Source organism: Chitinibacter sp. S2-10, assembly GCF_046530675.1.
In the GTDB taxonomy this organism is placed as follows: domain Bacteria; phylum Pseudomonadota; class Gammaproteobacteria; order Burkholderiales; family Chitinibacteraceae; genus Chitinibacter.
Window position 1 is genome coordinate 82,437 of the sequence record NZ_CP172558.1, and the last position, 12,563, is coordinate 94,999.

Consider the following 12,563-nt stretch of genomic DNA (forward strand, 5'->3'; position numbering starts at 1 on the left):
TTATTTCAAAGTAAAGCGAAATTGCTCAGCAGGTTTACCTGGCAACGTGACTTTCAACAAGGCTTTCGTTCCCGCTTGCGCTTTAAATTGGCCTTGCGCCATAAAAGAATTGTCGCCCGAAGGGGCAAGCTTCACCGCTTGTTTCTCTGTGCCATTCAGCAAAGTTAATTCAGCGACCACACCTTTAGTGGCAATCGCTTCTCCGTGATGGCTGGTAAGATAGACCATCAACATATTGCCTTCTGTACTCAGCTCAGCGCGTGCGCCTGAAGTGGCTTCAGCCATCACACCTTTGTGCATTGCTTTCATATCGCCATCGGCGAAGGCTAGCGTTGCAGACAAGGCTAACATTAAAGTCATTACAGTTTTTTTCATGATATTTCCTTGGTTAAAATGCCCGAAGGCGGGGTAAAAAATCGAATATTCTTGTGGCTAACCGCGGTGGGCACAAAAACGTGCCCACCCAAAATCTAAAACGCCGTTTGATTGTTCTCATCCAGCAAGCGTTGTAATGGTTTTTGACCGAATAGCCAGAACATCAGCGGTGTTAGCAGCGTGTCGAGCAGCGTCGAGCTAATCAGCCCACCAAAAATCACCACCGCGACCGGATGCAGGATTTCTTTACCCGGCGCATCGGCAGCAAACAACAGTGGCAGCAGCGCCAAGGCGGCGGTTAGCGCGGTCATTAGCACTGGCGTTAAGCGTTCCAGCGAGCCACGAATAATCATCGCCTGGCTAAAATGCTCGCCTTCAAATTTACATAAATTGATGTAATGGCTGACTTTCAAAATGCCGTTGCGGGTAGCAATCCCCGTTAAGGTAATGAAACCGACTAGCGAAGCTACGGATAAAGAAATCCCCGCCAGCCACATCGCAATCACGCTACCAATCAGCGCCATCGGGATATTGCCCATAATCATCGCCGCCAACACCGCCGATTTATAGCGGCTGTACAGCACCATGAAAATCAGCGACAACGACACAATCGATAAGCCCGCAATCAAAGTGCTGGCGGCTTCTTGCGCTTGGAATTGGCCTTCCAAACTCACGAAGTAACCATCGGGCAACTTATTCTCCGCCAGCACTTGGCGGATGTTTTTGATGATTTCCGCCATGTCCGAGCCATCTGAATTGGCCGCGATCACAATACGCCGACGACTGTTTTCCCGTCCAATTTGATTTGGCCCATCGCTTTCCTCAACGCTGGCGACTTGCGATAGCGGTACTTTTCCGTGCGGCGTATCGATCAGGATATTGCCCAAGCCTTGCGGATCACGCGCAGCGTCAGGCAGGCGAATCACCAAGTTGAAGCGTTTATTGTTATCGACAATTTGCGCGACGGTATCGCCCTCGGTGAGGGTTTCCAGAGTTTTCAGCAAGGTACCTGGTGACACGCCGAGCTGTGCGGCGCGGTCATAATCAATCCGCACTTTGATTTGCGGGATCAATACCTGCTTCTCGATTTGCAAATCGGTCAGCCCCGGAATTGTCGCCAGCTTCTCTTTCAAACCGGCCGCTTCGCCGCGCAGCGCATCCAAATCATCGCCATAAATTTTCAGCGCGATTTGTGCCCGAACGCCGGACAGTAAATGGTCAAGTCGATGTGAAATCGGCTGGCCGACTGTCGTGGTGGCTGGTAACGGCGCCAGCTTGCTGCGAATATCGGCCATGATATCTTCGCGGGAACGCTCGGACTTCTTTAGATCGACATCTATTTCACTCGAATGCACACCCTCGGCGTGTTCATCCAACTCAGCCCGCCCCGTACGTCGCCCGACGCTTTTGACTTCTGGCACTTCAGCAATCAAGGTTTCGGCCAAACTACCGATGCGATTGGCTTCAGTCAGCGACGTTCCCGGATTAAGCAGTAGACTAATCGTTAAGGTGCCTTCGTTAAACGCTGGTAAAAACGCTTTTGGGAAGTACGGTACTGTCGCTAAGGCGGCAACGAGCAGCAAAACCGCCAATCCGAGTGCCACTTTGGCATGGGCAAACGAAGCCACCAGCACCCGTTTATCCCAGCGTTTGAGAAATAGCACTAGCTTAGAATCGCCGTGCTCAATTTGCTTCATGTTGGGTAAAAGGAAGTAGCACATTACTGGCGTAACCGTCAGCGCCACCAGCAAACTGGCCAAAATCGACGTGATGTAGGCAACGCCAAGCGGTGCAAACAAGCGGCCTTCAATCCCCGGTAGCGCGAACAGCGGAACAAAAGCCAGCACCACCACCATGGTGGCAACGACCACGCCCGAGCGCACTTCATTACACGCCGCCGCAATCACTTTGATAATGTGCGTTACGCCTTTAGGTTTGTTTTCTTTCAGGCGTCGCAGCACGTTCTCAACGTCGACCAGCGCATCGTCAACCAATTCACCAATCGCAATCGCCAAACCACCGAGCGTCATCACATTAATCGACAAGCCCATCAGTTTGAAGACCAAAAAAGTAATCGCCAGCGAGAGCGGGATTGCAGTCAATGAAATCAGTGTTGTGCGGCCATTCATCAAGAACAAGAACAGAATGATCGCGACCATAATCGCACCATCGCGCAAAGCTTCTTGTACGTTGTGAATCGACGCTTCAATAAAGTCAGCTTGGCGGAACGAGATTTCTGGCTTGCTGATGCCAGGTGGCAAGGATTTACCCAAGTTCGCGAGTGCGTCTTCGATTTCACCACTTAGGCGAATCGAGTCGGCATTCGGCTGCTTTTGTACGCTGACAATCACCGCAGGCTTACCGGCAAAACCGGCATCACCGCGCTTAAATGCGGCGGCAAACTTCACCTCGGCGACTTGCTTGAGCAGAATGGGCTGGCCATTAATGACTTTGACCGCTAGGTTTTGCATATCCTCCAGTTTGGTGGTTCGTCCCATATTGCGAATCAAATATTCGCGTGCATTTTGCTCTAAATACCCGCCACTGGTATTGCTTGAAAAACCTTTAAGCGCAAGCTCTATGTCTTCATACCCAACTGCTAATTGCGCCATCATGGCGGTATTCGGTTCGACGCGGAATTGCCGTACTTCGCCGCCAATTGGAATCACTTGCGCGACACCGGGAATCGATAACAGCCGTGGCCGCAGCACAAAATCGACATATTCACGCACGGCCATTGGGCTGGCTTTATCGGGATCGGCCGGAAATGCAATCAGCATGATTTCGCCCATCACGGACGAAATCGGCCCCATCGCCGGGCTGATACCTTCGGGAAGTTGCTCTTTCACTTCGGCCAGTCGCTCGGCGATCAATTGCCGATTACGGTAAATGTCAGAGCCCCATTCGAACTCAGCGTACACAATCGACAAGCCAACGCCCGACACCGAGCGCACCCGCGTTACCCCCGGCATCCCATTGAGCGCCGTTTCGAGTGGGAAACTGACCAGTTGCTCGACTTCCTCCGGTGCCATCCCACCCGCTTCGGTCATGATAGTGACGGTCGGTTTATTCAAATCCGGAAAGACATCGACCGGCATTTTGCTGGCGGTTAAACCACCGTAAATCAATAAAATGGCGGCAATGGCGACGATAAATAACCTGTTTTTCAGGCTTTGATTCACTATCCAGCTAAACATGGCATTCCCCTTAGCGGATTTGATTGATCAAAGTGGCACCTTGCGTGACGACGCGGCTGCCCGGTTTGAGTTGCGTAACCAATACCGTTTTGCCATCAACCGGAATCGGTGTAACCGGCACCGCACGGAACACTTGTGCACTGTCGTGTAACCAAACGATGGATTCATTGGCTGAGTTTTTGACGATGCTGCTGGCAGGAAGCTGTACGCCCTTGAGTTGCTCGCGGGTCTGCACGACTAATTTGACATTCTGACCCAGCGCCAGCGGCGTGGCTTCAAGCGGTGCAAACAACAGCGGCAATGCGCCATCACGCAAACTACTCGCGCCGCCGAGATAGCGTAGCGATATGCCTTGCAGTGAAGCGCTAGCGATATTGCTGACCAACGCGGGGTCATAGGCCAAAGCTTCGATGAGCATTGCTTTAGGCTCGACGATTTCAAACAACACGGTGCTCGCTTCAATCACTTGGCCATTGATGGCATTGCTGGCGGCCAAAACACCAGAGACAGGCGCACGCAAAGCTTCGCCCGTGTTGACGCTGGACAGCGCCGCAGCGCGTCCACGCAAGCTATTTAATTCAGCTTCAGCGGCCTGAATTTCTTTACGTGGCACGCTCTGGCTTAATTCTTGCAAACGAGCGATGGTTTGCTGCGCGAGTTGCAACTTGCTGCGGTTCTCGGCCAAATCGGCTTGTTGCTGCGCGAGTTCGTACGCGCTCGCAGCGGGTTTGACCCAAGCTAAGACTTGCCCCTTAGTCACTTTGCTCCCTAGGAGCGGTAAGCCGCCGTCAGGCGCACTGATTCTTCCGCCACTACTGGCTTGCACTCGGCCACCTCGGTTGGGGTCCATGACCACATGGCCATTCAATTCGACTGAACGTGCGGCGGTAGTCTCACTCGACAGCAAGGTGCGGATATTCAAGCGATGTTGCGCTGTTTTAGGTAGCAGTACGCGACCATCGGGTAAACGTTGTGGTTTATCTGTGTTCACTGTCGCTGCAACTGGTGCAGCACCATGATCTTCATCACCGTGCGCCCAAAGCGAACTACTCATCATCGTTAAAAGAGCGAGGCTGATGAGTTTAATTTTGAAAGTCTTTTTGCACGTAATCATGCCTTTGCTCCTGAAGAGTGACCGTTTGAACGACGTTGACGAGCGAGGATAAGTGACAGTGTGGCGACACCAGCCAAACCACCGCCGACCCACCACCACATGTCACCTGAAGCGGAACCGTGCTTTTCATCCAGTACAGTTGCAGGGTTTGCTACTGTTAGTGTGGTTTCAAGCAAATCGGCTTGCTCGCCAGCAATCACAGTAAATACAAGCGCATGTTCACCAATAGCAGCTAAATTCGGTGCTTCAACGCTGTACTCTCCAGGGGCACTGGCTTTGAGCTGTGCTTTGAATGCACCGCTCTCGATTTCAATTTGCGCTTTTTCAATCGGCGTATTGTCGCTGTAGCGATCTAAATAGACTTGCAAAGTATTGCCCTTCATTTGTGCCAAAAGCTCGAAATCATCTGATTTAGCTTCGGCTGTGGGCGTGCCGGTACTGCTCACTGCGGTAGGTTTTGCATCGCCGCTGTGATCTTCATCGCCGTGCGCAAAAACAGTATTCATAGCGAACACCACACTCATCATGCTCAAACCGAGCGATAGCAATATTTTTTTTGGGGTCATGGCAAAATTCCTGCGGCTTGATTAACTCGGGAAATGGCGCGATCAACTGCGAGGCGGGCGCGGGCGTGTTCAGACTCGGCGGCAAATCGCTCTTGCAAGCTTTTAAGCTGAGTCGTCAAATCGAATTGCCCCTGCTTGAAGCCTTTAGCTATCCACTGCGATCGTTCATTCGCTAATTGCAATTGCTCGGCGGCAATGTCTTGCGCGGCACGGCTTTGCAGTAGCTCTAATTGCGCGGTTTTATAGGCATTGGCCAGCTGCTGTTTTTCATACTCAAGCGTAGTTTTAGCTTGGATGAGTTCGGCGTTAGCTGCTGTGATGCGTGGTCGATTGCGCGACTCGGAACCAAATGGGATTTTGATGCCCAGTTTCAGCCGACCCCGATATGCTTCGTCCGCAGCGTCTTTTTCCGAGGTGTACGTCAGAGCGATTTCTGGCGCATTGCGCGTATCGCCCGCAGCTTGCTGCAGTTTGGCCTGTGCGCTATTCGCAGTTAAGCCCAAGCTGGCAAGCAGAGGATGCTCGCCAGAACGTTCTTGCAGCTGTTCGGCCTGTTCTGGCAAAGCAGCGCCTCGGCTCAGTAAGGCAAAGCCTTGCTGTGCTCGCTCGAATGCAAATTGGGCAATACCGACTTCTTTTTTAGCCTGCAAAACCGCAATTTTGCTGAGTCTGTCATCTGTTAGCGCTAAATCACCCGCCTTAACGCGTCGACTGACGTCAAGCGCCAGATCTTGTTCGGCGGCTAATTTTTTCTGGGCCAGCTCAACATCCAATTGGGCAAAACGGGCTTCCCACCAAGCTTCCCGCAACGAGCCAGCTAAGGCCAGTCGCGCAAATGCAGACTCACCGGCAAAAGCAGCTTGCTCAGATTGAGCCACATTAGCGGCGCGTTCTCGTTGGCCGTACAACCAAATCGGCGTGGATAGCTCCACCTCCCATTCACGGCGTCCAGTATTGTCGTTGAGTTGATCGGTAGTATGCGAAATGCCAATACTTGGCGGCTCGGGCGTCCAAGCCTGGCTGGCATTCAGTTCGGCGCTATACCGCTCGTTTTGCGCATTTCGCGCTGGAGCTTGTACAGACCAAGCTTGGTCAAGTGCTTCGCGTAATGTTGCGGCTTGTACCGTGGGGATTAAAGTCGGCAGCAGAAATAAGCTTGCCAACGCGCACGCTTGCAATGTCTTAACAGACATAATGAATCCTTGTTGAGTGGAAAACGTAGGCAATACGTTCCAGCGCAACCTGGATTGACTGCAAAAAATAGCCCGCAAAATGAAAAGCACGAATACGTGTAATTCAGTCTACAGCCAGCCCAAAGACTAGCTAAATTGCTATGGCTTGCAGCAAAGAGGGGTTAGGGTCGCGCCAGAGTTAGGCGCGAAAGAAAGGCGGGCGTAACGGAGGGGGTATATTCACGCTAGATAAAATAGACAACTTAGCGGCATTTTGCACTGAACGTAGCGGTGCAATCATTGTGACATAAGCAAATAGCGGCACAGCCGAAGTGCAAGTGTTGCAGTGACTACCTTGGCTCTTTTTACTATCCGGCGAATGATGGTCTTTCACCTTAGCGTCATCAGCAGGGCCATGATGATCAACGCTCACAACCATTTCATTGTGATAGTTCGAGTGATTATCTTCCGTCGACGGAAACTCCTTCGCCGCAGCCACGCTCAGTGACAGCGCGAACGAAATAAACATCAAAAGAAAAATGCGGAAAATTTGCACTATTTGCAACGCAATAAAAATTGATGATCAAAGTTTAGTGCATATTTACAATTAAGAGCAACTCCAATTTGTTCTTGGATAACAAGAATAAGTCTTAAATTGTAGTCGAGATGCTATTTATGATTTGATTGGGGAGTGGCTGCAAGGGGCTTTGTTGCATAATCCCACTCGGAAGCAAATCAAACGTTTTTGCCATCACTCGCTCGCCCAAAGCGCTCACACGCCTCGATTGCGGCATTGCCTATTTCGCTGCCCGGTGCTTTCGACTTCCAGGGCTGGCCATTTTTACGCGCCGGGATGATCGGCACATGAGCTTATCGCCAACGCTGTTGTCGGTCACTTCAATGGCCCTGATTTCCAGCGTTTCAGCATCAATAGTCAGATCAACCTTTCGCCATTGTCGGCGGTATTCCGCACCGTGTTTTTTACGTTTCTATTCGCCTTCGCCCAAGAATTTGATACCAGTGCTGTCCACTAGTAAGTGCAGGGGCTCGTTGCGACGTTGGTAGTAAATTTGCCCCCTTGAGCGTGCTTTGGCGGCGGCTGATCGTGCTGCGATTGGGAAACTCCCAGTCCAGATTAGCCAGCTTGAGCAAGCTATGCACGATGCCGGTATTTTGCCGTCCTGCGAGGTTGCATAGGCATTTGATGCTCAGGCAGAACTTGATTTCGGTATCAGTATATCGTCGTGGTCGGTCATTCTCACCACTCGGATCTGCAAACCATTGCATGTCCTTGTTGAGCCAGATCATAAAGGAGCCACGTGCCTTGAGCGCGGCATCATAACTAAGACCAGTTGGTCGTGCGATAACGTAGTTTTGGTTTCTTTGTAGGGGAAGGTTCGGTCGTCATGACCGAAGCTTACAGCAGGTGGTGCGGGGTTATGCAACAAAGCCATCCAGAATAAAAATCGATTAAATAGCACTCAATAAGCTGAATTTGTTGATGTTTTTAACTTTGTGATATGATTACACTGTAATCAAATTGGGTGCGAGTGATATGCTTAATGCAATAGAAAATTCATCGAGCTCTCTGTCTGGACGTCGCAGGTCAAAGCAAGTGCTTGACGCTCAACACACTTATCGAACCCGTAAACGTAATTCCGGTTTTCGTCGCATTCAAGAATGGGTACCCGATGAAACCTTGGTTCAGCTCCGAAAAATTGCTCAAGATACGGGTCTAAGCAGAGCCCAGTTGTTGGAGCAGTTGGTGGCCTGTGCGTTTTCTGGAAGAATTGAAATTAAAGGGGTGAATGATGACAACCGGTAGCAAAATCGAATGGACAGAAATGACCTGGAATCCAACGGTTGGGTGCACGAAAATATCGCCAGGGTGTAAGCATTGCTACGCAGAAGTGATGTCTGAGCGCTTGAAAGCCATGGGAACCCCAGGCTATGAAAACGGATTTGAATTGAGGCTCCTAGAAAATAGACTCGAAGACCCACTGTCACGTAAAAAACCTACGGTCTATTTTGTTAATTCAATGTCTGACCTTTTTCACGAAGATATTCCCTTTGAATTCATCGATAAGGTGTTTGCAACGATTCGTCGGGCACACTGGCATACGTTTCAAATTTTGACTAAACGTGCAGATCGACTTGCTGCGTACTTCCATGGCAAAAAAGCGCCTGAAAACGCTTGGCTTGGCGTCTCGGTCGAGGATCAAAAATACGGTTTACCCAGGATTGATTTTTTACGACAAGTAAATGCAACAGTTAGATTTCTTTCTGTTGAGCCTTTACTGGAAGAGCTTGGCAGCATAGACCTTACGGATATACACTGGGTAATCGTAGGTGGAGAGTCAGGCTCAAGAGCACGCCCTATGAAAGCAGAATGGGCAGAGTCGGTCCAGTTACAATGTGAGGAACAAAACGTTGCCTTCTTCTTTAAGCAATGGGGAGGCTGGGGTGCCGATGGCAAACGCCGTGCAAAGAAACATAACGGCAGGCAGCTGAAAGGTCGGACATTTGATGAAATGCCCACAGGAGTTCATCTTTAACGATGGCAAGGCGTCACTATAGCTATAAGAATGGCCCCGCAGAAATTCAATCTCACAGTATTGCCAAGCATAGGATTTTGCAATCTTATTTGGCCGCCTACTATCAAACGCTTGTAGGTGGACGAACGCGAGAGGAGTTTAAACTTACCGTCATTGATGGCTTTGCTGGTTGTGGCCGATATGTATTAAAAGACGGCAAAAAATTTACCGACGGTTCTCCTCTGATTTTATTGAGGGCGGCCAAAGAAGCTGAATACAAAATCAATAAAGGTCGTCAAAAGCCAGTCAATATTGACATCACTCATTTCTTTATTGAAGCAGATAAACATGGCTACGACTTGCTTAAGCAGGTTTTGACTGAAGAGGGCTACGGCAACGAAATTGGTAAATCCATTCAGTTAAGTCATAGCAAGTTCGAAAATGAAATGAGTAGCATACTCAATTTTGTACGGTGCAAAACACCACGCAGTGGGCGATCGATTTTTGTCCTTGACCAATACGGCTATAATCAAGTCCCACTGCCTCAACTCCAGCAGATCCTTGCTCTTCCAAAAGCAGAGGTGATTCTAACGTTCGGTGTCGATTCACTGCTCAACTTCGCTAATGATGCTAGCTTCAAAGATCAATTAGACAAAATTAATATGCCTGATATTTTTGCAGGCAGATCATTGGATGAAATCAAAGCGTGTGAGCGTGACTGGCGACTTTTTGTACAAGCCTGTTTGTATCAACATTTAGTTGCAGGATCGGGTGCGAAGTACTTTACGCCATTTTTCATCAGGAATAATGATGGGCATGGCGACTACTGGTTGCTTCACCTTTCCCAGCATCCACGTGCCCGCGACGTTATGACCGAAGTACATTGGCAGAACAGCAATTACTTTGTGCATTATGGCGGAGCTGGACTTGATATGTTCCAAATGAACGGATATGACCCGACTTATGATGAAAATTTAAGTGGGCAATCGCCACTTGACTTTGTATTTGACGATGTTGCTCGCAAGGCAAGTATCAACATAATGACGGAACAGTTGGCGCGCATTCTTCATAAACAAGAATACGGCGTGTCATTTGATGAGCTTTATATGAGTACATGCAATAGCACGCCGGCAAGCCAAGCAATTTATAAAGAGACTCTGGGTGAACTGCTTGCCTATAAGCAGATCCAAGTCATGACTGCTGACGGTGGCTTCAGGCACTCTTCGAACAGAATTGTTGCTACTGATCGTATTGTGCTACCGCGGCAAATGAATTTCTTGTTATGACAACGAGGCTTCTGAATCAACCGAATAAATCATGCTGCGTATCTTCACTGACTGGCATTGATTTAGGCGTAATCCGTTTTTGCCGCAGCATTTCGAAGAGGTGTGCAGCTGCTTTACGTGACAGCTGAACGGCCTTGCTTGATGGGTTGGAGACAGCAAAGAATAGTGCAAACAGTGGAGCACCTTCAGTAGGTAGCATAATGGGCGGACTAACCCATCCAGCAAAGGTTTGAGCTAAACGTTGATGCACCCAGGTCGCAATATCATTAGGTGTTGCATGCCGCTCACGAGTCTTGGTGTCATTTTGGGCGAAAAAATCTGTCGCTGAACGTTCCGAGTAAAAATCATCTCGCCAAGCTGTGGTGCCTAGTACTTGATCTAAAGCGGCAGCTTTGCCATCATCCACATCCGCATAATCATTAGCAGCTTGCCGGTAAATGGCACTCAACGGAAACAAGTACCATACATCTAAAGCCTGGGTGGCCGCAATCTTTTGGACCGTCTCCCAATGTACACTCATACCATAAGGGTCAAGAAACAAGACTCCCCTGGTCGATTTCCAGTTGGTAGACTCCAAAATTTTGTCGAGTATGATATTGCAATCACCATTGTGAATGGTAAGTTGTTGTTCGGGATATTGGCTAGCCAGTTGCTTCAAACTTTCGACGTGACTGTTTTTTAGTTCGACCAAATGGATTTTATCAAAGTGAGGAGCCGACTGAATTGCACGCAACGCCGAGCCTTCGATAGTCATTCTTCCTTGGTGTCCAACTTTAATGTCGCACTGTCCAGTTCCTGCAAATGCATCAATGTAAATTCGTCTAAATGGCCTGTCTTTTGAGGGTTGGTGTTGCAAAGCAGTGTTGAAAAAATTCAAATACCTACCAAGCATGTCAACTTTGATAAAAGTCCAGGGCCCACCAAAATGATGCTTCATTTCTTACCTAAAGGTTGAGTCGATAATAAGGGTATAGCATGCCAGCAACCCTTTCGCTTTTAATGCGGTTGTAGGTTTTACACTTATAAAGTGGTGGCTATTGCAGCCATAACCATCTACGAAATCAATTAACGACTTCGGATATTTTCTTTAATGCAGAAAACAATCGACACGATGCGAGACGTAAAATCTCTTCTACATCACTTATGTTTGCACCGTGATTTACACAAACATCATTTAGTGGTTGCCCATTAAAAAAATCTACTAAGGCTCTCATTGTTGCTCTTTCCACGCTTCTAAAATCAGGTAGTCCATGCTGCTTTAGCGTAGCCGTAACTACATCAAAGTCCATGCCATGAGTTCCAGCAAAGGTACTATGGCAGCCCTTGGAGTCGGAGTACTGATTTAGGATTTGTTGACCCCACCAAGGGTTTGGTATCCCACCTCTTAATGGAGCTTCCGAACGTAATTCACGATCATTCGGGCGCTGTATTTGCGCAATAGCAGTAGCTGATGAGTTAAAGAGCAACGAGAGTGCAATAATATAATGCTCTGTATCTTGAGCTGCGCGATTGTGTACAAATAATTTTCTAAAGTCGAAGATATCAAAAGATGTTGTTCGTGTATTCAGTTCGGTAAATTGATCTTCCCAGAATTCAGGTATTTCTTCTTTAAATCGATCATATAAGTTTCTTCCTGTTTTTTCATTCTCAATATATTGTTGAGCAAGAAATTTAAATTCTATTAGCGAGGATATTTCCTCTAATTTGAGCGTGTTAGGCCATGTTAACAGCCACTCTGAGATTTCGGCATAACGTTGGATTACCGACTCGGCCTCATCAAGAGATTCTGGGCCTGGCGGGATAAGCACATCAGTATGAAGAGTTGCCAATTTTGGTTCGAAATCAAATGCAGCTTCCGTTGTTCTTCGTAATTTAAAACGGTGTTTGAAACACCAATCAATGCCGAGTAGTTGATGTGATCGTCGCCAATAAGATATTCCATGCTCTTTCTCATCTTGTGAAATGCAGCTTGTACAAAACCAAGCACCTTGTTTATGAAGGCGTTGACTGGAGCTGCTTAAATATTTTTGAAAAGTTTCTTTAGACTTTTCTTTTTCACTGATATTGTCAAATGGGTGGCTAAAAGGAAATAAAGTGTGCTGCTGCAAAAAATCTTCTAGTGGCATTCGACTAAATTTAGAGAGAATATAAATTTTTGATGTCCCTCTTTTTTTTAAGCTAATATCGTTATTATTTCGATCATAAAACTCGCGTAATTCATTAATGGTATGCGCTGAACTCGGTAGGTGGTTAAAAAAACGTATTCTTCCTCGCCAACCAATTATGTATTCATCTGGATATAATTTTGGAATATTCATA

10 protein-coding genes and 1 pseudogene are annotated in these 12,563 nt (G+C 48.2%); 2 read left to right on the top strand and 9 right to left on the bottom strand.

Going from position 1 to position 12,563, the window contains the following annotated elements:
* The 7 genes and pseudogenes from ACG2XO_RS00350 to ACG2XO_RS00380 all read right to left on the bottom strand — a co-directional run.
* Complete coding sequence (locus tag ACG2XO_RS00350) at positions 1 to 375, bottom strand: hypothetical protein (RefSeq protein WP_410498863.1); 375 nt, start codon at positions 373 to 375, stop codon at positions 1 to 3.
* Between the two features lie 95 nt (positions 376 to 470).
* Positions 471 to 3,572 (bottom strand): efflux RND transporter permease subunit, encoded by a 3,102-nt coding sequence (locus ACG2XO_RS00355; protein WP_410498864.1) that lies wholly within the window; start codon positions 3,570 to 3,572, stop codon positions 471 to 473.
* A gap of 10 nt (positions 3,573 to 3,582) precedes the next feature.
* Positions 3,583 to 4,686, bottom strand: coding sequence for an efflux RND transporter periplasmic adaptor subunit (locus ACG2XO_RS00360; protein ID WP_410498866.1), 1,104 nt, complete (start codon positions 4,684 to 4,686; stop codon positions 3,583 to 3,585).
* A complete protein-coding gene (locus ACG2XO_RS00365; protein WP_410498867.1) occupies positions 4,683 to 5,252 on the bottom strand; it encodes a hypothetical protein in 570 nt (189 codons plus the stop codon). The genes ACG2XO_RS00360 and ACG2XO_RS00365 overlap by 4 nt, the downstream gene beginning before the upstream one ends.
* Entirely contained in the window at positions 5,249 to 6,445 is a 1,197-nt protein-coding gene (locus ACG2XO_RS00370; RefSeq protein WP_410498868.1) for a TolC family protein, read from the bottom strand. Before ACG2XO_RS00370 ends, ACG2XO_RS00365 begins: the two co-directional genes overlap by 4 nt.
* A 178-nt stretch (positions 6,446 to 6,623) precedes the next feature.
* Entirely contained in the window at positions 6,624 to 6,980 is a 357-nt protein-coding gene (locus ACG2XO_RS00375; protein WP_410498871.1) for a hypothetical protein, read from the bottom strand.
* Positions 6,981 to 7,183: 203 nt separating this feature from the next.
* Positions 7,184 to 7,832 (bottom strand): annotated as a pseudogene (locus ACG2XO_RS00380) (IS5 family transposase); the annotation flags it as partial.
* A 436-nt stretch (positions 7,833 to 8,268) separates the two neighbouring features.
* Between ACG2XO_RS00380 and ACG2XO_RS00385 the strand changes: the two are divergent.
* Together ACG2XO_RS00385 and ACG2XO_RS00390 are read left to right on the top strand one after the other, a co-directional pair.
* Positions 8,269 to 8,979 carry a DUF5131 family protein gene (locus ACG2XO_RS00385; RefSeq protein WP_410500276.1) on the top strand — a complete coding sequence of 237 codons (711 nt, stop codon included), beginning with the start codon at positions 8,269 to 8,271 and terminating at the stop codon, positions 8,977 to 8,979.
* Positions 8,980 to 8,981: 2 nt separating this feature from the next.
* A complete protein-coding gene (locus tag ACG2XO_RS00390) occupies positions 8,982 to 10,244 on the top strand; it encodes a three-Cys-motif partner protein TcmP (RefSeq protein ID WP_410498872.1) in 1,263 nt (420 codons plus the stop codon).
* Positions 10,245 to 10,260: 16 nt separating this feature from the next.
* Here the strand turns inward: ACG2XO_RS00390 and ACG2XO_RS00395 are convergent, their stop codons facing one another.
* A complete protein-coding gene (locus tag ACG2XO_RS00395; protein WP_410498873.1) occupies positions 10,261 to 11,181 on the bottom strand; it encodes a three-Cys-motif partner protein TcmP in 921 nt (306 codons plus the stop codon).
* A gap of 124 nt (positions 11,182 to 11,305) precedes the next feature.
* Entirely contained in the window at positions 11,306 to 12,562 is a 1,257-nt protein-coding gene (locus tag ACG2XO_RS00400) for a TniQ family protein (protein WP_410498874.1), read from the bottom strand.
* Position 12,563 lies beyond the last annotated feature (1 nt).

Coding starts and splice junctions, on each gene's coding strand:
- ACG2XO_RS00390 (WP_410498872.1), top strand. CDS start 8,982: ATGGCAAGGCGTCACTATAGCTATAAGAATGGCCCCGCAGAAATTCAA.
- ACG2XO_RS00400 (WP_410498874.1), bottom strand. CDS start 12,562: ATGAATATTCCAAAATTATATCCAGATGAATACATAATTGGTTGGCGA.
- ACG2XO_RS00370 (WP_410498868.1), bottom strand. CDS start 6,445: ATGTCTGTTAAGACATTGCAAGCGTGCGCGTTGGCAAGCTTATTTCTG.
- ACG2XO_RS00360 (WP_410498866.1), bottom strand. CDS start 4,686: ATGATTACGTGCAAAAAGACTTTCAAAATTAAACTCATCAGCCTCGCT.
- ACG2XO_RS00350 (WP_410498863.1), bottom strand. CDS start 375: ATGAAAAAAACTGTAATGACTTTAATGTTAGCCTTGTCTGCAACGCTA.
- ACG2XO_RS00365 (WP_410498867.1), bottom strand. CDS start 5,252: ATGACCCCAAAAAAAATATTGCTATCGCTCGGTTTGAGCATGATGAGT.
- ACG2XO_RS00385 (WP_410500276.1), top strand. CDS start 8,269: ATGACCTGGAATCCAACGGTTGGGTGCACGAAAATATCGCCAGGGTGT.
- ACG2XO_RS00355 (WP_410498864.1), bottom strand. CDS start 3,572: ATGTTTAGCTGGATAGTGAATCAAAGCCTGAAAAACAGGTTATTTATC.
- ACG2XO_RS00395 (WP_410498873.1), bottom strand. CDS start 11,181: ATGAAGCATCATTTTGGTGGGCCCTGGACTTTTATCAAAGTTGACATG.